A 24,350-nucleotide genomic window follows, 5' to 3' on the forward strand; every position below is an offset into this window, starting at 1 on the left:
TGCGGCCAAATCTCGGGGATTGGTGACTAGCCCTCGAGACGGGCCTTCAGGCCGTCGAGCTCGGTCCAGAGGACGGTCGGCAGCTTGTCGCCGAACTTCTCGAACCACTCGTTGATCTGCGGGATCTCGGCCTTCCACTCGTCGACGTCGACGCGCAGGGCCTTCTCGAGCTGCTCCTCGGTGACGTCGAGGCCGTCCGTGTCGATCGCGCCGGCGACCGGCACGAGACCGATCGGCGTCTCGACCGCTTCGACCTTGCCCTCGACGCGTTCGATGACGTACTTGAGGATGCGGCTGTTCTCGCCGAAGCCGGGCCACAGGAACCCGCCGTCCTCGTCGCGACGGAACCAGTTGACGTAGAAGATCTTGGGAAACTTCGACTCGTCGTTGTTCTTGGCCATGCTGATCCAGTGGCTGAAGTAGTCACCGGCGTCGTAGCCGATGAACGGCAGCATCGCCATCGGGTCGCGGCGGACGACACCGACCGCGCCGGTCGCAGCCGCCGTGGTCTCCGACGACAGCGTCGCACCCATGAACGTGCCGTGGGTCCAGTCGCGAGCCTCGGTGACGAGCGGGATCGTCGTCTTGCGACGCCCGCCGAACAGGATCGCGTCGAGCGGCACACCGTTGGGGTCGTCGTACTCGGCCGCGAGGGTCGGGCACTGCTTGATCGGCGTGCAGAACCGGCTGTTGGGGTGCGACGAGACCTCGTCGGACTCCGGCGTCCAGTCGCGGCCCTTCCAGTCCGTCAGATGGGCCGGCGGCTCGTCGGTCATGCCCTCCCACCAGACGTCACCGTCGTCGGTCAGCGCGACGTTGGTGAAAACCGAGTTGCCCTGGTCGATCGTGCGCATCGCGTTGGCGTTGGTGTCCCAGCCGGTGCCGGGGGCGACGCCGAACAGGCCGAACTCGGGGTTGACGGCATACAGGCGGCCGTCGGCTCCGACGCGGATCCAGGCGATGTCGTCGCCGATCGTCTCGACCTTCCAACCGGGGACGGTCGGCTCGACCATCGCGAGGTTGGTCTTGCCGCACGCGCTCGGGAACGCGGCCGCGACGTACTTGACGACGTTCTCGGGCGAGGTGAGCTTGAGGATCAGCATGTGCTCGGCCATCCAGCCCTCGTCACGGCCCATGACCGACGCGATACGGAGCGAATAGCACTTCTTGCCCAGCAGGGCGTTGCCGCCGTAGCCGGAGCCGAACGACCAGATCATCCGCTCCTCGGGGAACTGGACGATGTACTTGGTCTCGTTGCACGGCCAGGGGACGTCCTGCTGGCCGTCGGCGAGCGGGGCGCCGATCGAGTGCAGCGCCGGCACGTAGTCGGCGTCGAGCTCCTCGATCTTGTCCAGCACGTTCTTGCCGACGCGGGCCATGACGGTCATCGACGCGACGACGTACGCGGAGTCGGTGATCTCGACGCCGAACATGGGGCTGTCGGACTCGAGGTGGCCCATGACGAACGGGATGACGTACATCGTGCGGCCCTGCATGCAGCCGTCGTAGAGGTCCGTCATGATCGCCTTCATGTCCGAAGGCTCCATCCAGTTGTTGGTCGGGCCGCAGTCGGCCTCGTCAACGCTGCAGATGTAGGTGCGGTCCTCGACCCGGGCGACGTCGCTCGGGTCGGACGCGCACCAGAATGAGTTGGGCTTCTTGGACTCGTCGAGTCGTACGAAGGTGCCGGAGGCGACGAGGTCATCGGTCAGCGAGACCCATTCCTCAGGAGTGCCTTCGACCCAGTGGATGGCGGCCGGTCTGGTCAGGGCGGCGACGTCGTCGACCCAGGCCTGGAGCCTGGGGTGCGTCGTCCGGTAGGTGGAAATGACGGTGTCTGCGGACATGTGTGAACTTTTCCTTCTCGCGCATCGCGAACCAAGCGCATTGATTCGCACTCCCTCGGCATGCGGGCCTCGGGTAGCTGATGTGTGATGAATCGTCACCGACGGGCGATGACGATTCAGCCGACTTTACGTGCCATATCTGGCATGTGGGCTGGTCAGAAGGGGTGAACATAGTCACACATATGACAGGGAGGGGCGGCGCCTCGCGGCACCGCCCCTCCCTGGTTGGTTCGGCTACTTGACGTAGCCCAACCGGATGTACGCCGCGCCGTTGGTCACTGCCGGCGTCGCGACCGACTTGCGCGAGACGCGATCAGTGCCGTACTTCGTGGTGTAGCGCTGGGTGCTCTGGGCGGAGTCGTACCGCACCTGGGCCTTCAGCGCCGCGAGCACCTGGGCAAGCGTCAGGGGCTCCTCGTCGTCGTAGTAGAACTCCTCGTCCTCCGAGTCGACGTCGATCGTGAACTCTTCCTCGTCGTCGTAGTAGCTCGCGCCACCGAAGAACGAGAGGTAGCCCGTGCCGTACGCCGACGTGGAGATCGTCGGGTCGAGGCGCGTGACCACGGGCTCGGCCGTCGAGTCACCGTTGGCCGGGACGAGGTGGACCTGCACGGGGAACGCCTTGCCGCGGTGGGCGAGGACCTTGCCGCCGCTCGGGACCTTGACCCACTTGCCGCTCTTGCGGACGTCGATCTGCGAGATGCGCAGCGCGTTGTAGATCGGCTTCAGCTCGGTGTCCACCGTGACGGAGTTGATCGTGACCTTGGTGTCCGACCCGGTCTGCAGGAACTCCACGTCGCTGGCCACGTCGTAGGGCGCGTCCTCGGCGAAGTACGAGCTCGAGGTGATCCGCTGGGTGCGCGTGTACGTGGCCGGCAGACCGCCCTTGGGCGTGTAGTTGATGTTCCACGTCATCAGCGCCTCGCCCGGACCGGAGTACTGGTCGAGCCCGGCGATGACGTCGTTGAACACCTGGTTGCCGACCGCGGACCCGAGGGCCTCAGGAACGGCGACGTGCGTCGTGGCCGTGGTGGTGACGCCGTCGACCTTCGTGTTCGACGTGACCAACGTGGTCGACGGGAGCTGGCCCGTGACGCCCATGATGCCGCTGAGGCGGTCCTGGGTGACCTGACCGACCGGATCCATGTCGATGTTGGCGAGCTTGTACGAGCCGAAGGTGTCTTCCTGGATGAACGCTGCCGAGGCCGCGTGGAACGTCTCGGTGGACGAGCCGCTGAAGTCATCCGGGTGGCCGAAGGCGAACACCTTGGAGCCGCAGACCGCGGTGATCGTGCCGACCGAGGCCATCGTGACGTCGCCGTAGGACCATGCCGTGGCGATGTTGCCGCCCGCGGTGATCGCGGAGGCCGGGAGGTCGGCGGCAGCGGCCGCGGTCTGGAACGAGACCTTGCCGCGCAGCTTCTTGGTGAGCGTGCGCGACTTGGCCGCCATGGTGGTGGCGTCCTTGCCGGGCGTGCCGACGGAGACCCGCGGGAGGGCGAGCTGGTGGATCGACGAGTAGCTCGACGGGGTGTCGGACGCCGACTCGCTCGTGGCGGCCAGGGAACGCGCCATCGCCTTGGGCACGGCCACGGTCTTGGCGGCGGCCAGCGGGGCGGCAGGCTTGTCGATGCTGAGGATGTCGGCGGCGGGCGTGATGCCGGCGTAGTCGCTCGGTGCGCCGCTGAACCCGTAGGAGACGGAGCCGATCAGGTTGTCGTCCGCGTCGTAGACGGGCGAGCCGGACATGCCGGCCCAGATCCCGGCGTCGACGCTGACGTCACCGTCGCTGTTGGTCTTGGTGATGCGGCTGCCGGCCATCTTGAACACCAAGATGTCCTTGCCGCGTCCGGCACCGTCATCGAGCGTGCCGACGTACGTGCCGGTGAACTCCTCGGGGTCGATGCCGTGCGTCGTGGTGAGACCGTGCACGGGCTGGTTGGGCGTGAACCCACCGGTCCAGACCGGCGTGCCGGGGCACGTCGTGGTGTCGACGTTCGGCACGGCTTGAGCAGCGCTGGTCGTGGCGGCGATGCCGGCCGCGACCAACGCGAAAGTGGACGTGACGCTGGCAAGGGTGCGCAGCGGGCGTGGTGACATAGCGGGATCCTCCGCGATCGGTGACAGGTTGTTGTTTGAGCAACAGTAGGGCACGGCGAGCGGGCACGGGCGAAGTCGTCCCAAGTGCCCAGATTTTCTCTCCGAGCACGGCCACGCTAGACTCAGCGAGGCCCTTCGGGGCATGCGCCCGTAGCTCAACGGATAGAGCATCTGACTACGGATCAGAAGGTTAGGGGTTCGAATCCCTTCGGGCGCGCCACACCATCCCGCCGTTCCAGCGACACGCTGAGATGACGGGATTTTTCGTTTCTGACCGCACATGAGCCGGATGTCGGCGCTGAGGCCGTATCGTCCGACCATGGACGTCGACCGCCTCGTGCCCTCCGACCTGGAGCGGGCGAGCGTGCTCGGCACGTTCCCGGCTCCGATCGAGGCGCAGTACGACGCGTGGTTCCTCAGCCGCACGTGGCCCAGCAGCCGAGCCATCCTGTGGATCTCGGTCGTGGTCTGGGCAACCACTCCGTTCGTCCTGCCGCGCGTCCTCGATCTCGATGGGTCGATCCTGCCGTTCAGAGTCACCGCGGTGTGCTGGGCCATTGGTCTCCCTGCGGTGCTCGTCCCCGCGCTGCTGGGCGAGCGCCGCATGCGCATGTGGTGGCCGCCGGCGGTGCTGACGCTGACGACCACGTGTGCCTTGCTGGGCGTCTACTGGACCGACGCAGCCGACACACCGAACCTGTTGTTGTCGACGGTCGTCTTCTTCATGTTCCTCGCGCCGATCCTGCAGTTCCCGTTCCGGAGCACTGGCCTTGTCCTGCTCCTGACCGTGCCACTGGCGGTCGTCGTCGCGGTCGTCAACGCTGACCGTGACGGGACGTGGAACGGCACGCTCAACTACCAGCTGTGGCTGCTGAGCTCGACGTCCCTGATCGTGCTCGGCATCAGCCTTGTCATCGAGAACACGCTGCGCGGGCGGTTCGTCGACGAGCAGGTCATCGCCCGTCAGCAGCAAGAGCTGCTGAGCTCCCGGGCGCTGATCCGTCGCTATGCGCCGCCGGCCGTGGTCGACCGCCTCGAGCACGGCGACACCACGGTCGACTCCCCTCAGCGGCGCCGGGTGACCGTGTGGTTCGCCGACGTCATCGGGTTCACCACTTTGGCCGACCGGCTCGATCCGGAGGCTCTCGCCGAGATCGTGAACGAGTACCTCGGCTCAGTTGCCCAGATCATCGAGAGCCACGGCGGAACGCTCAACGAGTTCGCCGGCGACGGCGTCATGGCGATCTTCGGCGCGCCCGACGAGATGGAGCCAGACGAGCAGGTCAGGTCTGCCCTCGGCGCCGCTCAGGAGCTGCAGCGCTCGCTGCCTGTCTGGAGCCAGAAGTGGTACGCGCTGGGGATCGACCAGGACCTCCGGGCCAGGATCGGCATCAACACGGGAGTCCTGTCCGTCGGTACGTTCGGCTCCGCCGTGCGCGCGACGTACACCGGCATCGGACTGCAGACCAACATCGCCGCTCGCATCCAGTCCGAGTGCCAACCCGGATCCGTGCTGCTGTCGAAGACGAGCTGGCACCTTGTCTCCGACAGTGTCCCCTGCGAGCTGCGCGGCGAGGTCCTGGTCAAGGGGGTTCACTTCCCCATCGCGATGTACGAGCCGCTGCCGGCTTGAGCCTGCCATTGCAGGTTTCACTGTGGTAGGACTTCGGCATGCACTGGTCACCGCTGGCTTCGCTGGACGATGCCGAGCAGGAGGCCGTGCTGGGGGCGGCGCGACGTCGATCTTTCGACAAGGGCGAGATCGTCTTCCACGAGGGTGACCGCTCCGACTCGGTCCACCTGGTGGTCTCAGGACACTTCGCGGTGATGGTCTCCACGCCGGACGGCGACCTGGCGACGCTCAATGTGCTCGGGTCGGGTGACTGGTTCGGCGAGCTGTCGATGCTGGGCGAGCAGGAGCCGGCGCCGCGTTCGGCGACGATCGCGGCTCTCGACGCCTCGGAGACCCTGGTGCTCACGCAATCGGCCTTTCATCGGCTGTGCGAGAGCCATCCTCGGGTCGAGCGATTGGTGGGCGGTCTCCTGGCTGCCCGCATCAGGAAGCTCAGCGCGGACCTGTTGGACGCGAGGTACGTCGACCTGGACCAGCGCCTGTGTCGCGCGCTTCTCGATGTGGCCGACGTGTTCGGCGGCCGGGAGTCGGGATTCACGATCCCGCTGACCCAGGAGCAGCTGGCGGACATCGTCGGTGGCAAGCGGCCGTCCATCAACCAGGTCCTGCAGCGGCTCTCGCTCGAAGGGGTGGTCGAGGTCTCCCGCGGCAGGGTGACGATCCTCGACGAGCAGGCGCTGACCCTCCAAGCCGGTCGATGAGCTCTGATCGCGCTGCACCGCTAGAACGCGGCGAGACGACTCTCCGCCGACGATCGCAGAGCGCCGGCGAACACGGAGTCCCGGTCGACGAGGGCTTCGAGGGCCGTGGCGTCGAGGCGCAGAGCGGTGACGTTGGTGGACGCGACGATCGAGGCGCTCCGCAGGCGATGGTCGACCAGGGCGATCTCTCCGAACACGTCGCCGGGGCCGAGGGTCCGGCGGACCTCCCCAGCCTTGCGTACCTCGACGTTGCCGCTCAGAAGGATGTAGGCCGAGTCCGCCGGCGTCATCTCCATCATGATCGCCCAGCCCTTCGGGATGTGCACCGAGACCCCGACAGTGGCGAGCGTCTTGACGAGGGCGGAGTCGAAGGGGGTCATGCGGGTCAGGTCGTCCTGGACCTGACGGTCGAGCCTGGGCTTGTGCGTCATGAGCTGTCCTTTGGTCGGGAGCGGACGCTTCGCCGCTCGTGGGCCCATCGTCGCGACAACCGGCAGGTGGTTCTGTTCGCTGGCTGACACATCGCTGACAAAGAAGTCCCGCCCGAGCCGATGCTCAGGCGGGACTTCTGTCGTCGTGGGTCGACCGTCAGGGATCGAGGTTGGCGTCGAACGTGTCCGGCTTGTGGATGAACCCCGCGCGGCCCAGAGGCCAGACGCGCAGCCAGGCCTTGCCCACCACGCTGTCCTCGGAGATGAAGCCCCCGCCCGGGTCGCCCTGGTGGACGCGGGAGTCACTGGAGTTGCCGCGGTTGTCGCCCATGACCCAGAGATGACCCTTGGGCACCTTGACCTCGAACGTCTTGTCCTTGGTGGCGGTCTCGTCGAGCACGTACGGCTCGGTGATCTCCTTGCCGTTGATCGTGAGCTTGCCGTCGGTGCAGCACGCCACGGTGTCGCCGCCCACCCCGATCACGCGCTTGATCAGGTGGCCGCCGGTGGGGAACAGTCCCACGGTCTCAAGAGCCTTCTGGATCGGGTTCGACGCGTGCTTGGAGTCCTCGGCGCTCAGCCAGCCTCCCGGGTCGTCGAACACGACGATGTCGCCGCGCTTCACGTCGCCGCCCCAGTACGACACCTTCTGCACCAGGATCTTGTCGTTGACCAGCATCGTGGGTTCCATCGACTCCGACGGGATGTAGAACGCCTGGAGGAAGAACGTCTTGACGATCACGGCCATGACCATGGCGGTGGCGACCAGAAGGATCGACTCCTGCCAGACCGGCAGCTGCTTGCGCGTCTTCTTCTGATCCGTCACGCAGTGAGCCTAGCGGGAGGCCGCCAAACGTACGGGTTCAGGATTCCGTCCGGCGATTCCGCAGCGTCACGCCACACAGGTCATGCACAGCGTGGCACGGGGAAATGCCTCGAGGCGCGGCCGGCCGATCGCCGCCGAGCACCGCTCGCACACGCCGTAGAGCCCGAGGTCCAGCCTGGCGAGGACGTGCTCGGTCTGCTCGAGGATCGCCGTGGCGTTCTCCAGCTGCACGGCATCCTGCATCAGCTCCGACCGGTGGGACGCGACATCGATCTCGTCGTGCAGCACCTCGAGCGTCGACGCGGAGACGGCCTGGGCCGAGGCCGTGTCGAGGATCGCGATCTCCGCCCGGAGCCGCTCGGCGGCCAGCACCAGCCCGTCACGGATGGAGCTCAGCTCCTCCGTGGTCCAGGCCGGATCGATGTCAGTCGTCATGGGGAGTCCCTCCGGGCATGAGTGGTTCCGACCGGCATACCCCGTGGTGCGAGACGTATTCGTGCCCGGACGCACGAATCCCCGGGCACCGCCCGGGGACTCGTGCTGGGGTCACGCCTTCTTGGTCGGAGCCTTCTTCGCCGGCTTCGGCGTGGTGCCGGCCGAGGAGCTCGGCGTCGGCGGAGCCGGGAACGGCGCGGGCGGAGGCGGGGTGTTGCCCTTGCCCTTGAGGGCCGCGAACGCCGCGGCGCCGGCGCCGGTCAGGACACCGAGGAACGCGACGCGCTTGAGCTTGGAGCGCTTCTTGGGCTTGACCTTGTCGGGCACCTTGTCCGCGACCCCGTCGGGGAGACGCTCGAACAGGTCGTCGCGCAGGTCGCGCAGCTGGTCCTTGTCGGGCAGCATGTCGACCAGTGAGTCGCGTACGCCGGGCGCCCGGTCGACGACCTGCTTGCGGAGGTCTTCGGTCTGGCTCGCCAGGTCATCCAGGCGTGCCTCGAGTCGGTTGCGGAACTTCTTCTTCTTGAACGGCATGGATTCTCCTCGTGTCGTGATGGTTTCGGTAGTCGCAGCCTCACTCCAAGGCGACCTCCTGGGGCTTCTTGTCCGTACGAATGCCGCGCCAGCTGGGCTGGCGAAGATGGCCGCCGGACGTCCACTCCGCGAACGACACCTCACCGACGAGGCTGGGGGTCACCCAGTGCGCGTCGCGGGTGATCTCACGGGGCGTCTCGGCGAACGGGCTGGTCTTGCGTGACAGCTTCGACAACCGCTTCTGGAGGTCCGCCAACGTACGCTCGTCGAACCCCGTGCCGACCTTGCCGACGTAGCGGAGCCCGTCGTCGGTGGGGATGCCGAGCAGCAGAGCGCCGATCTTGCCGCTGCGCGCTCTTTGGCCGGTGCGCCAGCCACCGACGACGACCTCCTGCATGCGCTGGTGCTTGACCTTGGTCCACGCCGTCGCGCGCTTGCCGCCGAGGTAGCGACTGTCGCGTCGCTTCGCGAGCACGCCCTCGAGCCCGAGCGTCTTGCTCGACTCGATCGCGTCGGCGAGCGAGCCGTCGAACGCCTTGGGCATCTCGACCACGTCGGCGGCGATCTTGAGACCTCGGAGGGCCTTGCGCCGATCGACGTACGTCTCGTCGACGAGCGGGTCGCCGGCCGACCGCATGATGTCGAACACGAGGTACTTGACCGGGACGTCCCGCCGCGCCGCCTCGACGTCGGCCTCCTTGGTCAGGCCCATGCGCTGCTGCAGCCGGCCGAAGTCGGGGACGCCGGCGGCGTTGAGGGCGACGATCTCGCCGTCGAGGACCGTGTCGTCGAGCCCCAGCTCGGCGAGCGCGCTGACGACCTCGGGATAGCCGGCGGTGACGTCGTTCTCGTTGCGGGTGAACAGGCCGACGTCCTTGCCGTCGATCACCGCGACGGCCCGGATGCCGTCCCACTTCATCTCGAACGCCCAGTCGTCCTCGTCGTGCACGTCGTCCGCGGAGCCGAGCTTGGCGAGCATGGGTGCCACGAAGCCCTTCTTCATCGACTTCTTCGGCGATGCCTTCTTGCGGGCCGGCTTCGGGGTCTCCATGAGGTGGATCAGCCAGTTCTTGCCGGTCTTGATCAGCGCGAGCTTGCGCGGCCCGCCGAGGCCGCCGTCCTTGCGGCCGGTGAGCGTCGCGATGACCTCCTTGCCGTCGCGCCACTTCTCGAGCTCGAACGTCCCGGTGTCCCAGATCGTGACCTCGCCGCCGCCGTACTCGCCCTTGGGGATCGTGCCCTCGAAGGTGCCGTACTCGAGCGGGTGGTCCTCGGTCTGCACCGCGAGGTGGTTCTTCTTGGGATCGGTTGGTACGCCCTTGGGCAACGCCCACGAGACCAGCACGCCGTCGTGCTCGAGGCGGAAGTCCCAGTGCAGGCTGCTGGCGTGGTGCTCCTGGATCACGAAGGAGTTCCCCTCGCCGGCTCCCGGCATGGCGTCGGGGACCGGCTCGGGGGTCTTCTTCGCGTCCCGCTTGGACCGGTAGGTCGCGAGCTTGTCGCTCCTCTGTTCAGGGCCGGCGAGGTCCGCCATGGGGTCCTTGCGCCGCTTCATGCGCTGCAGCACCTCGTCCAGCGTGAGGTGCCGCAGGTCGTCGTTGAGCTCTCGCCACGTGCGGGGCACCGCGACGTACGGCTCGGTCCGCCCCCGCAACGAGTAGGGCGCGATCGTCGTCTTGTTGGCGTTGTTCTGGCTCCAGTCGACCAGCACCTTGCCGCCGCGGAGGCTCTTCTTCATCGAGCTGACGACGAGGTCCGGCAGGTCCGCCTCGAGCACCTGCGCGAACTGCTTGGCGAACTGGTTGACGTAGTCGGCGTCGTGCTCGCCGTCGAGCCCCGCGTAGAGGTGGATGCCCTTGCTTCCGCTGGTCACCGGGTAGGCCTCGAGGTCGAGCTCGCGCAGCAGGGCACGAGCGCGCTTGGCCACTTCGACGCATTCGGGGAGTCCAGCACCGGGTCCCGGGTCGAGGTCGAGCACCAGGTGGTCGGGATTCAGCTTCTTGCCGCGACTGTCGACCTTCCACTGCGGGACGTGCAGCTCGAGGGCGCCGACCTGTCCCGCCCACGCGAGCGCCGCCGCGCTGTCGAACACCGGATAGGTGTTGACGTGGTCGCTGTGCTGGATCTCCACACGCCGGATCCAGTCGGGCGCCGAGGACGGCAGGTTCTTCTCGAAGAACACCTCGCCCGGCTTGTCGGCGGTGCCGACACCGTCGACCCAACGCTTGCGCGTCACGATGCGCCCGGCCAGGTGCGGCAGCAGGTGGGGCGCGATCTCCATGTAGTAGGCGATGACCTCGGCCTTGGTCGTGCCCGTCGACGGATAGATCACCTTGTCGGGATTGGTGAGGCGGAGGCGCTGCCCGGCGACCGACACAGTCTGGGTGTCGCTCTTGCGCGCCATCGGGCCTCCTCTCGCTCACCGGCTCGTACCCGGGGGAAAACGGGCGAAACGCGCGAGACGCGCGGCACCCAGATGCCCGCATGGCCCGAAAGAACCATAGCGACTAGTCAGCAACGACCACGAGCCTCTTGCGCTTCAGACACCACAGTGCCATGGTTGGAGAGCCGGTTGAGCAGAAGCCGGTTGACGGATCGAGACCCCTGGGGGTTTTACCGTGAACACTGCTCCCGTATTGGCGCAGCATGAAGACACGCACGATCTGATCGAAGCGGCACGTCACGCCAGCGATGCCGAAAGAGAGCTCCTCGAGGACGAGGTGGTTCGTCGCCATCTCGGTCTCGCGCACCATCTGGCCGGGCGGTACGCCGGCCGGGGAGCTGACCGGGACGACCTGGCCCAGGTCGCCTGTTTTGCCTTGGTCAAGGCCATTCGTGGCTTCGACCACGACCGTGGTGAGTTTGTACCCTTTGCCACGGTCACGATTCTCGGCGAGATCAAGAAGTACTTCCGCGACTACTGCTGGGGGATCAGGCCACCGCGCCGGATCCAGCAGATGCAGGCGGACATCTCCAGTGCGACCGAACGATGCCTGCAGTCGGACTCCCGGCAGCCGGACATCGAGACGATCGCCGAGGAGATCGACGCCGGCATCGACGACGTCAGGGAGGCGATGGCGGCACGCAGCTGCTTCTCGCCGACGTCGCTCGACCAGCCCGTTCGCGAGAGCGGCCGGCCACTGGGCGAGACGATCGCGGGGGAGACGTCCGACTACGAGTTCATCGACGACTGGGTGACGATCGAGCCGCTGTGCCGCGAGCTCGACGACGACGAGCGCTTGCTGCTCCGACTCCGGTTCGTGGAGGACAAGACCCAGCAAGAGATCGCGGAGATCGTCGGCGTGAGCCAGATGCAGATCTCTCGAAGGCTCGCGAAGCTCCTGGCGAGGTTGCGCGAGTCCGCGATGGCGGCAGACGCCGCTTGACCCCGAGGTGGTGGCGGTCACCGGGCCGGTGGCCGCCACCACGCATGTCATGAGTAGAGTGCTGTCGCCGGTTCAGCAGCAGCCGCTTCATCCTGCTGACCCGAGGATCGGTTTCTTGCGACGTACGACCCTGACGTTTCGCCTCAGCGGCCCCGACATCCAGCGCGCTCTGCTCCACGAGTTCGCCCTCCATCACGACGTGGTCGCGCACGCCCTCGACGGTGACGGCACCTCGAAGATCTCCGTCCAGACGCTCGACGCGCCTGCCGCCCTGTGGGACGTACGCGCGACGGTCGGCATGTTCGACGACCACGCCAAGGAGATCACGTCTCAATGAGCGTCCGAATCGAACGTGAACGGCCGGGTCACGAACGCCGGCGCCCCCACCGAGAGGTGGTCTGCCATCTCGTTCGCGACGGTGGACGCGAGCGCCGTGGTCGTGCTCGCGGTGGCCGCGGCGGAGCTGTTGACGCCGAGCGGCGGGTGCCAGATGAGGGCGACGTCATGGTGCACGCCGCAGGCGCGGCAGAGATCGCGCACCCGGTCCGACTCGGCCGCATCGTCGGTCTCGGGGCACACCGCGACGACGTGCGAACGGGGCTCCGGGGTGGCGGCGAGCTGCTTGAACGCCTCGGCGCCGGCCACCGTGTCGAGTCGCAGGATCGCGTGGGTCGCCGACTGCAGCCATCCGGTCGCGACGGTGACGGAGTGGGTCTTGCAGCCTCGTCGGTCGAGGTGGGCGCTCAGTGCGTGGTCGAGCGGATCGCTCCCGCCGAAGAGGGTCACGGTGGTCGCGGCGGAGCCTCGATCGAAGGTCATCGGGTATCCCCTCCCCGAACATCGATGAATGGCGAGACAATGTCACTTGAGTGCGACATGTTGCCGCGGACGTACCCAGCGCCTCTGGCGGCAAACACCGGACCTCGACCGCTATATATTTCGGTCATAGGGTGTTTCTCTTGAAGGGCCCAGTAAGGAGTTCTCAGGTGGACAGCTCGACCTTCTTCTCGCAGATGGCTCTCGACCTGCACGACGAGCCCACCGCGGAGCGCACGGTCGAGCTGATCGCCGAGTACGCCCGGGTCGCCACGAGCTGCGACGACGCCGGCATCATGCTGGTGCACGCCCGCAACCAGATCGAGACCGCGGCCGCCACGTCGCAGCGGGTCGGTGAGTCCCACAACCTGCAGATCGTGCACGACGAGGGACCGTGCCTCGACGCGATCGAGGGCGAGGCGATCTATCAGTCCGGCGATGTCGGCAACGACCCCCGGTGGCTCAAGTGGGGACCGGCCGTGGCCGAGCTGGGCATCCGCAGCGTGCTGAGCGTCCGGCTCGAGACGCGGACGCGTCGCTACGGCTCACTCAACCTCTACGCGAACCACGTCGATGCGTTCGACGACGACGACGTCGCGGTCGCGACGATCTTCGTACGCCATGCGGCGGTCGCGCTGGCCAACGCGCACAACGAGGAGGGGCTGCAGGTCGCGATCGACGCCCGCAAGCTGATCGGGCAGGCGCAGGGCATCCTCATGGAGCGCTTCGACCTCGACGCCGACCGGGCGTTCGACTTCCTCCGCCGGCAGTCGCAGGCGCACAACGTCAAGCTGCGCTACGTCGCGGAGTGGGTCGTCGACCACCGCAACTCACCGGACGCGACGTTCGAGACGCCGCAGCTGTCGCCGGAGCAGACCCCGGCGAACTAGCCCGCCTTCTTCTTGGCCGCCGGCTTCTTCTTGGCGGTGCTCTTCTTGGCCGGCTTCTTGGAGGCCTTCTTGCGGTCGACGCTGCGCTTGAGCGCCTCCATCAGGTCGACGACGTCGGCGCTCTCGTCCTCGGGCTGCTCGCCGAACGTGGCCTCGGTGTCGAGCGACGCGCCCTGCTCGATCTTGGCCTCGATCAGGGTGCGCAGCTGCTCCTGGTAGTCGTCGGTGAACGCCGTGGGGTCGAAGTCCTCCGACAGCGAGTCGACGAGCTGCGCCGCCATGTCGCGCTCCTTCTGGCTGATGCGAGGGGTCGAGTCGAGCACGTCGAACTCGGGCTTGCGGACCTCGTCGTCCCACAGCATGGTCTGGAGCACCAGCACGTTGTCGCGCACGCGCAGCGCGGCGAGCCGGGTCTTCTGCCGCAGCGCGAACTGGACGATCGCCGTGCGGTCGGAGTCCTCGAGGGCGCGGCGCAGCAGCGTGTAGGGCTTGAGGGCGCGCTCCTCGGGCTCGAGGAAGTAGGCCTTGTCGAGCATCAGCACGTCGACCTGGTCGGCCGGGACGAACTCCACGACCTCGATCTCGTGGCTGCGCTCGGCCGGCAGTGCTGCGAAGTCGTCGTCGGTGAGCACGACGGTCTTCTCGCCGTCGTCGTAGGCCTTGTCGATGTCCTCGTAGGCCACGACCTTGTTGCACACCTCGCACTTGCGCTGGTATCGGATGCGTCCGCCGTCCTTGTTGTGCACCTGGTGGAGCTGGACGTCGTGGCTCTGGGTCGCGCTGTAGACCTTGACGGGCACGTTGACCAGACCGAAGCTGATGGCGCCCTTCCAGATGGATCGCATGCCTAAGTGAATCGTGCTTGATCCTCCGACGCCAGTCATCACGTTTAATGCGTACGGCGAGGGGCACGTCCCACGCATGAGTCAGGACGAATCCCAGACCTTCCCGTCCCAGCAGCAGGAGCCGCCGGGGCTGACCGGCGAGATGGACCCGCTTCCCGATCACGGCGAGGACTCCTACGAGGGCCACGGCCGGCTCGAGGGCCGCAAGGCGCTGATCACCGGCGGCGACTCCGGCATCGGCCGCGCGGTCGCGATCGCGTACGCACGTGAGGGCGCGGACGTCGCCTTCACCTACCTGCCCGAGGAGAAGGCCGACGCCGACGAGACCTCCGCATTGCTCGAGCGGGCAGGTCGCATGCACCTCGCGATCGAGGCCGACCTGCGTGATCGCGAGACGTGCGACCGGGTCGTCACCGACACGGTGCAGCAGCTCGGTGGGCTCGACGTGCTCGTCAACAACGCCGGCTTCCAGATGGCGCGCGAGGAGAGCATCGAGGAGATCACCGACGAGACGATGGACCGGGTCTTCAAGACCAATCTCTACGCCCTGTTCTGGCTCACCCGCGCCGCGGTCCCGCACATGCCGCGCGGATCGTCCATCATCAACAACACGTCGATCCAGGCGTACGACCCGTCGAGCACCCTGCTCGACTACGCGGCCACCAAGGCTGCGATCAACAACGCGACCGTGAACCTTGCCGGCCAGGTGGGGGAGAAGGGGATCCGCGTCAACGCCGTGGCCCCCGGTCCGATCTGGACGCCGCTGCAGCCGGCAACCCAGCCGGTCGAGAAGGTCGAGCAGTTCGGCAAGGACACCCCGCTGGGCCGCGCGGGCCAACCGGCCGAGGTCGCGCCGGCGTTCGTCTTCCTCGCGTCCGAGCGCGACGCCAGCTACGTGTCGGGCACCGTGCTCGGCGTCACGGGCGGCAAGCCCGTCTTCTGACCCACGGAGAAAGGAACACCCCATGCCCAGCAGCATCAAGAAGCCGAAGATGTACGAAGACCTGCGTGAAGACGGCGCGTCCAAGGAGAAGGCAGCGCGCATCTCCAACGCGGCGGCGCAGAAGGGCAGGTCCGAGTCGTCCGTCGGCCGCAAGGGCGGCAAGTCCGGGTCGTACGAGGACTGGAAGGTCGACGACCTCAAGAAGCGAGCCAAGGAGCTCGGGTTGAAGGGCTACTCGGACAAGAACAAGTCGGAGCTGGTCAAGGCCCTCCGCAACCACTGAGGTGGCCGAGTCCTCGCAACAGGGCAAGCTCGACCGCAACTGGCAGGAGCTCCTGCAGGAGCTGCGGGTCGCGCAGACTGGCGTGCAGATCCTGACGGGGTTCCTGCTGACCCTGCCCTTCACGCCCCGCTTCGAGGACCTCGAGGAGTCGCGGCACGCGGTCTACGCCGCGGTGCTGTGCTGTGCGGTCGCCGCGACGTTCCTGCTCATGACGCCGGTCGCACTGCACCGCGCCCTGTTCCACCGGCACGCCCGGCCCTGGCTCGTCGAGGCGGCGCACCAGTCGTCGCGGTGGGGGCTCGGCACCCTCGCCCTCGCCAACGTCGGCGCGGTGTGGCTGATCCTCGACGTCGTCGCGACCGGCTGGGTCGCGGGGCTCGTCGCCGGGTTGATCGTGCTCTTCGTGCTCGTCGCCTGGGTCCTGGTGCCGGCCCGCGAGGTCAAGATGGACTGACACGGTTTGCGCACTCGCACGGCGGGGTACCCGGCGACGGTGACCGTTGACGTCGAGCAGGTGCGCACCGAGTTGATCGAGTTCGGGCCGTTGTCGATCCAGTACGACTCGCGGGTGCTGCAGCCGCGGCGTTGGACGACCGCGCAGTCGGCCTGGGCGTCGGCGCTGTTGCGCTCCGCGCCGGACGGCCCCGTGCTCGAGCTCTGTGCCGGGGTCGGGCACATCGGTCTGCTGGCGATGGTCGGACAGGACCGTCCTCTCGTGCTCCTCGACTCCTCGGAGATCGCCTGCGAGCACGCGGCGGCCAACGTGGCACGCGCCGACGTGCACGGACCTGTCGACATCCGGTGCGGGGACATGGCCGAGCTCATCGGTGACGACGAGCGGTTCGCGCTGATCATCGCCGACCCGCCGTGGGTGCCGAGTGGTGACACCGGCGAGCACGTCGACGACCCGGTGCACGCGATCGACGGTGGCGCCGACGGACTCGACCTCGTGCGTACGTGCCTCGAGCTGATCGGCACTCACCTGGTGGACGACGGATCGGCGGTCCTGCAGCTGGGTGGCCTCGACCAGGTCGCCGCGGTCAGCGACCACCTCACCGATCACCCGGAGCTCCGACTGCGACTGGCCGAGCATCGTGCGTACGACGACCGGGGCGTGCTCGTGCTGCTTGTCAGGTGAGACGGTTGCGCTGGGCCTCGTCGATCACCGCGTGAGCGGTCGCCATGAGCCGGTCGTGGTCCTCGCCGGCGCGAGTCAGAAGCAGACGGTAGGCCTCGGCCATGTCGACGCCGTAGATCTCGGCGAGCACACCCTTGGCCTGCTCGATGACGACGCGGGTGTGGAGGACCTCCTGGATGCGGCGCTTGACCGCGTCGAGATCGACGTCGTCGACCCGCACGATCAGCACCGTCGCGAGGTCGGCGAACGCCTGGGCGACGACCTCCTCGTCAGGGGTCAGCGAGATGTCCGTTCGCCGGAACAGGCCCATCGCCCCGAGTGACATCCCGTGCCAGCGCAACGGCGATGCGTGCACGGCGTGGAACCCGGACTCCTGCATGTGCGGCCCGAATCGCGGCCAACGCGCGGCGATCTCGGCGCCATGGGCATTGACCGCGACGCCCGACTCGTGGGCCTGGACGCACGGCCCCTCGTCGAGCTGCGCCTGATGAAGCTCGAGCTCGACGGCAGAGTGGCTCGACGCGGCCAGGAGGTCCAGGCGACCGGCGTCCTCGACGAGGATGCCGCCGGCGTCGACCCGCAGCACGTCGGCGCTGCTGGCGAGCAGGGCGGCCAGGAACCCGGCGATGTCGATCTCGCCGACGAGAGCGGCTGAGGCCTTGGCCAACGCGTCAGCCGCGTGTGATGCTTCCATGGCTAGTCTCCCTCGATCGTGAAGTCGCGGAAGTTGATGCGGCGGTCGACGATGTCCTGCGCCACGTCGGCCAAGGACGTGTTGCGCGCGAACGCCTGCGCCCGCAGCAGGGCCATCGCGTCCTCGGTGCGTACGCCGACCTGCGCCACGATCATCCCGGTTGCCTGGTGGATTGTCGACCGAGTCGCCCACGCCTCGTTGGCAACCTGGTCGGAACCTCCGAGGCGCGGGTCCTGCAGCAGCGCGGTGCCGACGGTGGCGCCGAGGAAGCGAGCTGACACGAGGTCTTCCTCCTGGTCGGTCCCTCGGCGATGGAGGGAGAGTACTCCGAGCACGGAGAGCTCGGCTCGTAGCGGGACCGCGACCAGCGTGCCGCGGAACCCGAGGTCGATCAGCCGGTCCGAGAACAGCGCCCAGCGATCCTCGTCGCCGTTGCCGAGCCGGGCGACCACGATCTCCCCGGAGTCGGCGGCGTCGAATGACGGGCCTTCACCGACCACGTCCTGCAGGTCGTCGAGCTGGGCCGACAGCTCGTCGGTGGCGTGCACCATCAGTCGCCCGTTGCCGGCATAGTCCAACGTCATCGACGCGCCCTCGGCGTCGAGCAGCCGACGGCCGGCCTCGCAGAGCCTGGCGGTCAACGACTCCTCGTGGTTGAGGGAGGCCAGCACCGTCGCGAACTTCGCGATAGCTCGCTGGACGTCGGTCTCGGACATCTGGGCCTCTCATGTGGGTGTGCCTTGACTCTACGCTCAGGAGTCGCCAGGCGGCTCGGTCATGGACCGGTGCACCTTGGCCGCCATGGCGTCGGGGAGCACGCCGGCCGCTGCCGCCTGCATCTTGTTGCGCCAACCCGTGACGACGTGGTCGTCGCCGGACATCATCGCCGCGAAACCGGCCTTGGCCACGTCCGCCGGGTCGTCCTTGGGCCCTTCGGCGACTTTCGTGCCGTCCATGCCGGCGCGGTCGAAGAACTCGGTGTCGGTCGGGCCCGGCATCAGGGCGGTGACGGTGACGCCGGTGTCCTTGAGCTCCTCGCGCAGGCCCAGGGCGAACGACTGCACGAACGACTTCGACGCGGCGTACGTCGTGTAGAACGGGCCGGGCATCTGCGAGGCAACCGACGACGTGAACAGCAACCGCCCGGTGCCGCGGTCGACCATGTCCTTGGCGATCGACCGTCCGAGGTGGACGGCCGACACAATGTTGAGCGCGATGAGCCGCAGGTGCTCGTCGAGGTCCGTGTCGATCAGCCGGCCGTGCACCCCGATGCCGGCGTTGATCGCGGCGGCGTCGAGGGGTCGGCCCTGCTGGGCGACGAGGTCGACGACCATCTCGTTCCCGGACCGGGTCGCGAGGTCCGCGCGTACGGACTGCACCTCGGCCTGGTCGCTGAGCTCCGCCGCGATGTCGACGACGCCTTCGTCCTCTGCGACCACCATCAGGTCGAACCCGTTGCGCACCATCTCGCGGGCGAGCTCCTCGCCGATGCCGCTCGACGCGCCGGTCACCAGCCCCAGGGGCCTGCCGCCCGGCCCTCCGTCTTCGTGTTCCATGTCTGTTTCTCCCTCTCGTGTGAGCCTCGAGTGACTGCTACCCGGTTGTCCGGGCACCATGCGCGGGCGCGTGCATGGCGGAGCGGATTCGGGGTATGTCACCGGGTGGTGCAGCAGGTCGCCACCCCGACTGATGACGGAAGCAGGGCGCCATGCCGACCGCGCGCCGCTCAGGCTCGACCGAGCGACCCGTCCGACCCCGGGTGCGACGGGACCGGGTCAAGGTCGCCTCGGTGCCGGCCGCGCACCCGTACGTCCGGCATCTTGCGCCACTTCACGAGAACCGCGATGTGCCCCGCGTCGTGAGGCTCACGGACCCCGACCCGCGCAACCCCAGCCGGGTGACGCTGTCGAAGTGGTGGCCGCCGGTCATGCTGGAGCCGTCGTGGGTGCGCCGGCACCAGGAGGAGTTCGACGTCTTCCACCTCCACTTCGGGTTCGACGGTCACGCGCCGGCGCAGCTCACGGACCTCGTCGACACGCTGAGACGGGCGGGCAAGCCGTTGGTCCACACGGTGCACGACCTCCGCAGCCCCAGGGAAGCCGAGCGCGCGGAGCACGATGCCCGTCTGGACGTGCTGATCCCGGCCGCCGACGCGTTGGTCACGCTCACGCCCGGCGCCGCGGCCGAGATCGAGGGGCGCTGGGGCCGGCAGGCGCTGGTCCTGCCTCACCCGCACGTCGTCAGCCTGACCACCATGGAGCGGATGCACCGGCGCCGGCACACGCCCGACCACCGGCACCGGCCGTTCACGGTCGGGCTTCGCGTGTCGAGACCGCGGCCGGGCGACGACCCGTTCACCCTGCTGCCGGCGCTGATCCGGGCCGTGCGGGCCCTGCCCGGAGCGATCCTGCAGGTCGATGCGCACCCCGACGTGCTGGGCCCGTCCGGGGGCCGGTTCGGCTTCGACCTCACGCGGCACGTGCAGCGGGCGGTCCACCGCGTGCGCGTGCGGGTGCGGGAGTTCTTCAGCGACGCCCAGCTGTGGGACTACCTCGCCGGACTCGACGCGTCGGTCCTGCCGTACCGCTTCGGCACGCACTCGTCGTGGCTCGAGGCGTGCCGCGACGTGGGGACCGCGGTCGTGGCGCCGAGCTGTGGCTACTTCGGCGACCAGGCGCCGGTGTTCCGCTTCGGCATGGACGACCGCGGGCTCGACGAGGACTCGCTGGTCGACGCAGTGCACCGGGCGTACGAGCAGTGGCCCGTGGAGCCGATCAGCGTCGAGGAACGGATCGAGCAACGCCAGCAGCTGGCGGCCGAGCACGCCCGGATCTACCTCGGCGTGCTGGCCGGTGAGAGGTCCACGCGCTAGCGGACGTACCAGCGCCGTCTGCGCCTGGCCGGCTCCGGCTTGCGGATCTCGACGAACCCGGGCTCGTACGGCTCGAGGCCGGCGTCGACCTTGGGGCGCAGCTGGCGGACGGCCTCGGCCGGATCGTCGTACGGGATGCCGCTGAGCTGGTTGGGGGAGAACCGCCACCACGCGAGCGCCTGGAGCTCGTCGCGCAGGCCGTCGGGGACACGAGGGCGGATGACCTTGGCCGGGATGCCGCCGGCGATCGAGTAGGCCGGGACGTCCTTGGTCACGACGGCGTTCGCGGCGATGATCGCGCCGTCGCCGATGGTGACGCCGCGCAGCACCACGACGTTGGCCCCGATCCACACGTCGTTGCCGATGACGGCCTGGTCGCCCGCGACGCTGCGGAACGACTGCCGGCCACCTGCTTCGGGATCGATGACGGTGTTGGCGTCGGCCGACGGGTGCCAGCCCCACGTCGAGCTGCGGTACTGGAACGCCGAGACACTGAGCCACGTCGTCGGGTGGCCGGTCGCGCCGAGCAGGCTGCCGGGTCCGACCTCGCAGTAGCGGCCGAGCGACGCGGCCTGCGCCTCGACCTCACGGCCGAACTCCGTGAACGCGCCGACGTGGGTCTTGGAGCGGATGACGAACGGGCCGAGGAAACGTACGGGTGGCTCGACGAACAGGCGTGACGAGCCGATGTGCTGCACGTGCCTCGCGCCGCGGGTGTGCTCGTCCACGCGTCCTCCTCCGGTCCGGGTCAGGGTATCGACTGCCGCGCGGAGGCGCGGCACCCGCACAATGGACGGATGCAGGCTCCGGAGCACGTCGTCGTGGTGGGTGCCGGCATGGTCGGGCTGTCGACGGCCTGGTTCCTGCAGGCCGAGGGTGTACGTGTGACGGTCGTCGACCGGGTCGGGGTCGCCGCGGGCTCGTCGTGGGGCAATGCCGGATGGCTTGCCCCGGCGTTGACCTTGCCCCTGCCCGACCCGGCGATCCTGGCCGGTGGCATCAAGGCGACGCTCAAGCCGTCGTCGCCCGTCTACGTGCCGGTCAGCGCCAATCCGCGGCTCCTCAGGTTCCTCGTCGACTTCGCCCGGCACTGCACGGCGCCGAAGTGGCGCGACGCGATGAGTGTGTTCGCCGAGGCCAACCGGCAGGCGTTCGACGCATTCGACGAGATCGCGGCCGGTGGGCTCGCGGAGCCGACCAAGGCCGCCGAGCCGTTCCTCGCCGCGTTCGCCTCCGAGGGCGACCGGGACGCGCTGCTCGAGGAGTTCGACCACGTACGGGAGCTGGGCGTCGAGACCCCGGCCGAGCTGCTCGACCGCGACGCGGTGCACGCGTTGGTGCCGGCGCTCGGCGACGCGGTGACGTGTGGCGTACGCCTGAGGGACCAGCGGTTCATCAACCCCGGCCGCTACGTCAACGCGCTCGCCGACGCCGTGCGCGAGCGGGGCGCCGAGATCCGCACCGGCGTCGACGTGCGCGACCTCACGGAGTCGGCGTCGGGCGTACGTCTCGACGTAGCCGGCGGGGACGCGTTGACCGCCGACGCCGTCGTGATCGCGACCGGCACGTGGCTCGGCTCGCTCGCGCGCGACGTCGGGGTCAAGACGATCGTGCAGGCCGGCCGCGGCTACAGCTTCACGGTGCAGCCCGAGCAGATGCCCAGCGGACCGATGTACTTCCCGGCGCAGCGGGTCGCGTGCACACCGCTCGGCGACGGGCTGCGGGTCGCGGGAATGATGGAGTTCCGCAAGCCCGGCGCGCCGCTCGATCCGCGGCGCGTGAGGGCGATCATCGACGCGGCCACCCCGATGCTGACCGGCGTCGACTGGGACGCGCGCACGGATGAATGGGTCGGCTCGCGGCCGTGCACCGCCGACGGGCTGCCGCTCATCGGGCGTACGAAGTCGTCACGTGTGTTCGTGTCCGGCGGGCACGGCATGTGGGGCATCGCGTTGGGTCCGCTCAGCGGCAAGCTGCTCGCCGCCCAGGTGGCCCGCGGCGAGACATCGAGCCTGCTGTCGAGGTTCGACCCCTTGCGCTGACAGGATGTAGCCATGACTGACGCCACGCAGCGCTTCGCCCTGCGACAGAAGATCACCCTGATGGTCAACCGCTACGAGCTGCGACCCATCGGGCCGGACGGCACGGAGGGCGCCCTGGTCGCGTTCGCCGAGCAGAAGCGCATGGCGTTCAAGGAGCAGGTGACCTTCTTCACCGACGAGTCCAAGACGCAGCCGGTCTTCGGCTTCAAGGCTCGTCAGCGGCTCGACCTCGGTGCGACGTACGACGTCACCGACGCCCAGGGCAACCCGATCGGCGAGTTCCGCAAGGACTTCAAGAAGTCATTGCTCCGCTCCACGTGGCACCTCTCGACGCCCGACGGGCTGACCTCGATGGGCCAGGAGCGCAACGCCGCGATCGCGATCATCCGCCGGTTCGTCGACATCCCGTTCCTGTTGTTCCACTTCGACTTCACCGCGACCGATGGCCAGGTCATCCTGTCCTCGGAGCGCCAGCGCTCGTTGCGCGACCGCTACGAGCTGACCGTCCCGGTGCTGCCCAACGGCTGGCAGCTCGACTGGCGGGTCGCCGCGGCGATGGGTGTCGCGCTCGACGCGTTGCAAGCCCGCTGACGTCGGTCGGCGCTATCGTCGGGGCGTGATCCGACTCTGGCACGGCGTGATCGCGGTCCTGGCTGCGTTCGCGCTCATCGGGCAGACCATCCTGACGGTCGACCGCGACCGGTCGCTGGTCAATCTCTTCAGCTACTTCACGGTCGAGTCCAACCTCCTCGTGGTGGTCGCGGCGGCGCTGGTCGCGGCGCAGCCCGACCGCGGCGGCACGGCGTTCGGGATCCTTCGCCTCGGCAGCCTGGTGGCGATCACGATCACCGGGATCGTCTACGCGACGATCCTGGCCGGCAACGGCGCCTTCACGGGCATCGAGTGGTGGTACGACAAGATCTTCCACTACGTCGTGCCCGTGCTCTCGGTGATCGGCTTCGCGCTGTTCCGTCCCCGCACGCGCCTCGACCGAAGCGCCCTGTGGTTCCTGGTCTGGCCGCTGGCCTGGTTGGCCTACACGCTGGTGCGGGCCGGGGTGTCGGACCCGTCCTACGCCGTGACGAGCGACCGCCGGGCCCCGGTGCCGTACGACTTCCTGGACGTCGATCGACATGGTGGCTGGGCCGTCGCGATCGCGAGCCTCGTGGTGCTGCTCCTGGCGCTCGGCCTGGCGTGGGGCTACCTGCGGCTGAGCCGCCACGGCATCAGCGCCTGACGACCGACATCGGCAGGTCGCGGCACGGCAGGACCTCGGCGTACGCCGACAGGTCGACCAGGTTGCCGGTCGCGAGATGCGGATCGGCGGAGACGACGGTGCGTCCTTGGTCGTTGACGAGCGTCGCGTCGGCGGATCGCATGGCCGGCAGGAGCAGGCCCTCGAGCGTCTCGACGAGCGTGTCGGCGCCGACGACGCCCACCATCCGCCCGCGTGAGAGGACCGGGGCGGTCGACGTCATGACGTACTCGTCGGTGCACACGAAGTCGACGTAGGGCCCGGTGACGTAGGACCGGCCCGTACGTTCTGGCGTGCGGAACCACGGGTGCCGCGTGTAGTCGAGCGGGTCGCCCGTGCCCGGTGCGTCCGACTCGGCCAGCAGCTGCTGGTCGTCGCCCTGCCACCAGGCGAGGTAGAGCGCCTCGTCGCTGAGGGCGCCGCGGGCCGCGACGTAGCCGGCGCCGACGATGTCGGTCGTGCTCAGGAACCGGCGGACGTTCGGCTCGATGCGCGCACGGGCGACGGCGGAGTCGACGGGTCCCCGGTCGAACAGGTCGACGAGGAGGGTGCGCATCGCCTCGAGCTCGTCGAGGATGCCGTGGAAGTAGGTCTCGACGGTCTCGACGCACGAGGAGAGCTCTGCGGTCTGGACCTTCATGAGGGTCCTCCTTGGTCGCGTGGGAGTCGATCACGTGTG

28 protein-coding genes and 1 tRNA gene are annotated in these 24,350 nt (G+C 68.4%); 14 read left to right on the forward strand and 15 right to left on the reverse strand.

Annotation, left to right across the window (positions count from 1 at the left end; all coding sequences use genetic code 11):
* Positions 1-26: 26 nt before the first annotated feature.
* Entirely contained in the window at positions 27-1,847 is a 1,821-nt protein-coding gene (locus ASE12_RS12335) for a phosphoenolpyruvate carboxykinase (GTP) (RefSeq protein ID WP_056400911.1), read from the reverse strand.
* A gap of 234 nt (positions 1,848-2,081) precedes the next feature.
* On the reverse strand, positions 2,082-3,947 hold the full coding sequence (locus ASE12_RS12340; protein ID WP_056400912.1) for a hypothetical protein: 1,866 nt from the start codon (positions 3,945-3,947) through the stop codon (positions 2,082-2,084).
* A gap of 144 nt (positions 3,948-4,091) precedes the next feature.
* On the opposite strand from ASE12_RS12340, the gene ASE12_RS12345 reads away from it, so the two are divergent.
* From ASE12_RS12345 to ASE12_RS12355, 3 genes are all read left to right on the forward strand, one after another.
* A tRNA-Arg gene (locus ASE12_RS12345) sits at positions 4,092-4,167 on the forward strand.
* Positions 4,168-4,266: 99 nt separating this feature from the next.
* On the forward strand, positions 4,267-5,580 hold the full coding sequence (locus tag ASE12_RS12350; RefSeq protein WP_162255485.1) for an adenylate/guanylate cyclase domain-containing protein: 1,314 nt from the start codon (positions 4,267-4,269) through the stop codon (positions 5,578-5,580).
* Between the two features lie 38 nt (positions 5,581-5,618).
* The gene (locus ASE12_RS12355; protein WP_056400918.1) at positions 5,619-6,281 is read left to right on the forward strand and encodes a Crp/Fnr family transcriptional regulator; all 663 of its coding nucleotides are present in this window, start codon (positions 5,619-5,621) and stop codon (positions 6,279-6,281) included.
* Between the two features lie 20 nt (positions 6,282-6,301).
* Here the strand turns inward: ASE12_RS12355 and ASE12_RS12360 are convergent, their stop codons facing one another.
* From ASE12_RS12360 to ASE12_RS20560, 6 genes are all read right to left on the reverse strand, one after another.
* Positions 6,302-6,712 carry a cyclic nucleotide-binding domain-containing protein gene (locus ASE12_RS12360; protein WP_056400921.1) on the reverse strand — a complete coding sequence of 137 codons (411 nt, stop codon included), beginning with the start codon at positions 6,710-6,712 and terminating at the stop codon, positions 6,302-6,304.
* Positions 6,713-6,869: 157 nt separating this feature from the next.
* Positions 6,870-7,538: a signal peptidase I gene (lepB, locus tag ASE12_RS12365; RefSeq protein ID WP_056400924.1), complete on the reverse strand. Its 669-nt coding sequence runs from the start codon at positions 7,536-7,538 to the stop codon at positions 6,870-6,872.
* 66 nt (positions 7,539-7,604) lie between these two features.
* Entirely contained in the window at positions 7,605-7,973 is a 369-nt protein-coding gene (locus ASE12_RS12370; protein ID WP_056400927.1) for a TraR/DksA C4-type zinc finger protein, read from the reverse strand.
* Between the two features lie 111 nt (positions 7,974-8,084).
* Complete coding sequence (locus ASE12_RS12375; protein WP_056400930.1) at positions 8,085-8,507, reverse strand: hypothetical protein; 423 nt, start codon at positions 8,505-8,507, stop codon at positions 8,085-8,087.
* Positions 8,508-8,547: 40 nt separating this feature from the next.
* A complete protein-coding gene (locus tag ASE12_RS12380) occupies positions 8,548-10,911 on the reverse strand; it encodes an ATP-dependent DNA ligase (RefSeq protein WP_056400933.1) in 2,364 nt (787 codons plus the stop codon).
* A gap of 103 nt (positions 10,912-11,014) precedes the next feature.
* Positions 11,015-11,356 (reverse strand): hypothetical protein, encoded by a 342-nt coding sequence (locus tag ASE12_RS20560; RefSeq protein ID WP_235508992.1) that lies wholly within the window; start codon positions 11,354-11,356, stop codon positions 11,015-11,017.
* On the opposite strand from ASE12_RS20560, the gene ASE12_RS12390 reads away from it, so the two are divergent.
* Together ASE12_RS12390 and ASE12_RS12395 are read left to right on the forward strand one after the other, a co-directional pair.
* A complete protein-coding gene (locus tag ASE12_RS12390) occupies positions 11,261-11,893 on the forward strand; it encodes a sigma-70 family RNA polymerase sigma factor (protein WP_235508975.1) in 633 nt (210 codons plus the stop codon). The genes ASE12_RS20560 and ASE12_RS12390 overlap by 96 nt on opposite strands.
* Positions 11,894-12,008: 115 nt before the next feature.
* A complete protein-coding gene (locus ASE12_RS12395) occupies positions 12,009-12,230 on the forward strand; it encodes a hypothetical protein (protein WP_056400942.1) in 222 nt (73 codons plus the stop codon).
* Here the strand turns inward: ASE12_RS12395 and ASE12_RS12400 are convergent.
* Complete coding sequence (locus ASE12_RS12400) at positions 12,224-12,712, reverse strand: hypothetical protein (protein ID WP_056400945.1); 489 nt, start codon at positions 12,710-12,712, stop codon at positions 12,224-12,226. The genes ASE12_RS12395 and ASE12_RS12400 overlap by 7 nt on opposite strands.
* A 167-nt stretch (positions 12,713-12,879) precedes the next feature.
* Between ASE12_RS12400 and ASE12_RS12405 the strand changes: the two genes are divergently transcribed.
* Positions 12,880-13,599, forward strand: coding sequence for a GAF and ANTAR domain-containing protein (locus tag ASE12_RS12405; protein WP_056400948.1), 720 nt, complete (start codon positions 12,880-12,882; stop codon positions 13,597-13,599).
* On the opposite strand, the gene ASE12_RS12410 is transcribed toward ASE12_RS12405, so the two are convergent.
* The gene (locus ASE12_RS12410; RefSeq protein ID WP_056400951.1) at positions 13,596-14,444 is read right to left on the reverse strand and encodes a Ku protein; all 849 of its coding nucleotides are present in this window, start codon (positions 14,442-14,444) and stop codon (positions 13,596-13,598) included. The two genes, ASE12_RS12405 and ASE12_RS12410, sit on opposite strands and share 4 nt — an antisense overlap.
* A 76-nt stretch (positions 14,445-14,520) precedes the next feature.
* On the opposite strand from ASE12_RS12410, the gene ASE12_RS12415 reads away from it, so the two are divergent.
* Genes ASE12_RS12415 through ASE12_RS12430 form a run of 4 tightly spaced genes read left to right on the forward strand, consistent with a single transcriptional unit; the run spans position 14,521 to position 16,808 of the window.
* A complete protein-coding gene (locus tag ASE12_RS12415; protein ID WP_056400955.1) occupies positions 14,521-15,387 on the forward strand; it encodes an SDR family oxidoreductase in 867 nt (288 codons plus the stop codon).
* Positions 15,388-15,409: 22 nt separating this feature from the next.
* A complete protein-coding gene (locus tag ASE12_RS12420; protein ID WP_056400961.1) occupies positions 15,410-15,670 on the forward strand; it encodes a Rho termination factor N-terminal domain-containing protein in 261 nt (86 codons plus the stop codon).
* Position 15,671: 1 nt separating this feature from the next.
* Positions 15,672-16,124, forward strand: coding sequence for a DUF6328 family protein (locus ASE12_RS12425; protein ID WP_056400974.1), 453 nt, complete (start codon positions 15,672-15,674; stop codon positions 16,122-16,124).
* A 39-nt stretch (positions 16,125-16,163) separates the two neighbouring features.
* Positions 16,164-16,808: a class I SAM-dependent methyltransferase gene (locus ASE12_RS12430; protein ID WP_235508899.1), complete on the forward strand. Its 645-nt coding sequence runs from the start codon at positions 16,164-16,166 to the stop codon at positions 16,806-16,808.
* Here ASE12_RS12430 and ASE12_RS12435 read toward each other — a convergent pair.
* From ASE12_RS12435 to ASE12_RS12445, 3 genes are read right to left on the reverse strand one after another with little or no spacing between them, the layout of a single operon-like run.
* Positions 16,801-17,502, reverse strand: coding sequence for a GAF and ANTAR domain-containing protein (locus tag ASE12_RS12435; protein ID WP_056400977.1), 702 nt, complete (start codon positions 17,500-17,502; stop codon positions 16,801-16,803). The two genes, ASE12_RS12430 and ASE12_RS12435, sit on opposite strands and share 8 nt — an antisense overlap.
* A gap of 2 nt (positions 17,503-17,504) precedes the next feature.
* Complete coding sequence (locus tag ASE12_RS12440) at positions 17,505-18,218, reverse strand: GAF and ANTAR domain-containing protein (protein WP_056400979.1); 714 nt, start codon at positions 18,216-18,218, stop codon at positions 17,505-17,507.
* A 36-nt stretch (positions 18,219-18,254) separates the two neighbouring features.
* Complete coding sequence (locus ASE12_RS12445; protein ID WP_056400981.1) at positions 18,255-19,058, reverse strand: SDR family oxidoreductase; 804 nt, start codon at positions 19,056-19,058, stop codon at positions 18,255-18,257.
* Positions 19,059-19,210: 152 nt separating this feature from the next.
* Between ASE12_RS12445 and ASE12_RS12450 the strand changes: the two genes are divergently transcribed.
* Positions 19,211-20,374 carry a glycosyltransferase gene (locus tag ASE12_RS12450; protein ID WP_157412916.1) on the forward strand — a complete coding sequence of 388 codons (1,164 nt, stop codon included), beginning with the start codon at positions 19,211-19,213 and terminating at the stop codon, positions 20,372-20,374.
* Here the strand turns inward: ASE12_RS12450 and ASE12_RS20240 are convergent.
* Complete coding sequence (locus ASE12_RS20240) at positions 20,371-21,102, reverse strand: CatB-related O-acetyltransferase (RefSeq protein ID WP_056400983.1); 732 nt, start codon at positions 21,100-21,102, stop codon at positions 20,371-20,373. The genes ASE12_RS12450 and ASE12_RS20240 overlap by 4 nt on opposite strands.
* A 69-nt stretch (positions 21,103-21,171) precedes the next feature.
* Between ASE12_RS20240 and ASE12_RS12460 the strand changes: the two genes are divergently transcribed.
* The 3 genes from ASE12_RS12460 to ASE12_RS12470 are packed head-to-tail and all read left to right on the forward strand — an operon-like array spanning position 21,172 to position 23,653.
* Positions 21,172-22,416, forward strand: a complete 1,245-nt coding sequence (locus ASE12_RS12460; protein WP_056400985.1) for an FAD-binding oxidoreductase — start codon at positions 21,172-21,174, stop codon at positions 22,414-22,416.
* A gap of 12 nt (positions 22,417-22,428) precedes the next feature.
* Positions 22,429-23,007: a hypothetical protein gene (locus ASE12_RS12465; RefSeq protein ID WP_056400987.1), complete on the forward strand. Its 579-nt coding sequence runs from the start codon at positions 22,429-22,431 to the stop codon at positions 23,005-23,007.
* Between the two features lie 25 nt (positions 23,008-23,032).
* Complete coding sequence (locus tag ASE12_RS12470; protein ID WP_157412917.1) at positions 23,033-23,653, forward strand: Pr6Pr family membrane protein; 621 nt, start codon at positions 23,033-23,035, stop codon at positions 23,651-23,653.
* Here ASE12_RS12470 and ASE12_RS12475 read toward each other — a convergent pair.
* Positions 23,643-24,311: a cache domain-containing protein gene (locus tag ASE12_RS12475; protein WP_056400993.1), complete on the reverse strand. Its 669-nt coding sequence runs from the start codon at positions 24,309-24,311 to the stop codon at positions 23,643-23,645. The genes ASE12_RS12470 and ASE12_RS12475 overlap by 11 nt on opposite strands.
* Between the last annotated feature and the right edge of the window lie 39 nt (positions 24,312-24,350).

This window comes from Aeromicrobium sp. Root236, assembly GCF_001428805.1.
Lineage (GTDB): Bacteria > Actinomycetota > Actinomycetes > Propionibacteriales > Nocardioidaceae > Aeromicrobium.

What these genes read in the sequence shown, in the direction of transcription:
- ASE12_RS12435 (WP_056400977.1), bottom strand. Translation starts at nt 17,502, where the DNA reads ATGGAAGCATCACACGCGGCTGACGCGTTGGCCAAGGCCTCAGCCGCT.
- ASE12_RS12445 (WP_056400981.1), bottom strand. Translation starts at nt 19,058, where the DNA reads ATGGAACACGAAGACGGAGGGCCGGGCGGCAGGCCCCTGGGGCTGGTG.
- ASE12_RS12370 (WP_056400927.1), bottom strand. Translation starts at nt 7,973, where the DNA reads ATGACGACTGACATCGATCCGGCCTGGACCACGGAGGAGCTGAGCTCC.
- ASE12_RS12465 (WP_056400987.1), top strand. Translation starts at nt 22,429, where the DNA reads ATGACTGACGCCACGCAGCGCTTCGCCCTGCGACAGAAGATCACCCTG.
- ASE12_RS12355 (WP_056400918.1), top strand. Translation starts at nt 5,619, where the DNA reads ATGCACTGGTCACCGCTGGCTTCGCTGGACGATGCCGAGCAGGAGGCC.
- ASE12_RS12450 (WP_157412916.1), top strand. Translation starts at nt 19,211, where the DNA reads ATGCCGACCGCGCGCCGCTCAGGCTCGACCGAGCGACCCGTCCGACCC.
- ASE12_RS12475 (WP_056400993.1), bottom strand. Translation starts at nt 24,311, where the DNA reads ATGAAGGTCCAGACCGCAGAGCTCTCCTCGTGCGTCGAGACCGTCGAG.
- ASE12_RS12350 (WP_162255485.1), top strand. Translation starts at nt 4,267, where the DNA reads ATGGACGTCGACCGCCTCGTGCCCTCCGACCTGGAGCGGGCGAGCGTG.
- ASE12_RS12335 (WP_056400911.1), bottom strand. Translation starts at nt 1,847, where the DNA reads ATGTCCGCAGACACCGTCATTTCCACCTACCGGACGACGCACCCCAGG.
- ASE12_RS12440 (WP_056400979.1), bottom strand. Translation starts at nt 18,218, where the DNA reads ATGTCCGAGACCGACGTCCAGCGAGCTATCGCGAAGTTCGCGACGGTG.
- ASE12_RS12375 (WP_056400930.1), bottom strand. Translation starts at nt 8,507, where the DNA reads ATGCCGTTCAAGAAGAAGAAGTTCCGCAACCGACTCGAGGCACGCCTG.
- ASE12_RS12340 (WP_056400912.1), bottom strand. Translation starts at nt 3,947, where the DNA reads ATGTCACCACGCCCGCTGCGCACCCTTGCCAGCGTCACGTCCACTTTC.
- ASE12_RS12460 (WP_056400985.1), top strand. Translation starts at nt 21,172, where the DNA reads ATGCAGGCTCCGGAGCACGTCGTCGTGGTGGGTGCCGGCATGGTCGGG.
- ASE12_RS12410 (WP_056400951.1), bottom strand. Translation starts at nt 14,444, where the DNA reads ATGCGATCCATCTGGAAGGGCGCCATCAGCTTCGGTCTGGTCAACGTG.
- ASE12_RS12380 (WP_056400933.1), bottom strand. Translation starts at nt 10,911, where the DNA reads ATGGCGCGCAAGAGCGACACCCAGACTGTGTCGGTCGCCGGGCAGCGC.
- ASE12_RS12420 (WP_056400961.1), top strand. Translation starts at nt 15,410, where the DNA reads ATGCCCAGCAGCATCAAGAAGCCGAAGATGTACGAAGACCTGCGTGAA.
- ASE12_RS12400 (WP_056400945.1), bottom strand. Translation starts at nt 12,712, where the DNA reads ATGACCTTCGATCGAGGCTCCGCCGCGACCACCGTGACCCTCTTCGGC.
- ASE12_RS12360 (WP_056400921.1), bottom strand. Translation starts at nt 6,712, where the DNA reads ATGACGCACAAGCCCAGGCTCGACCGTCAGGTCCAGGACGACCTGACC.
- ASE12_RS12415 (WP_056400955.1), top strand. Translation starts at nt 14,521, where the DNA reads ATGAGTCAGGACGAATCCCAGACCTTCCCGTCCCAGCAGCAGGAGCCG.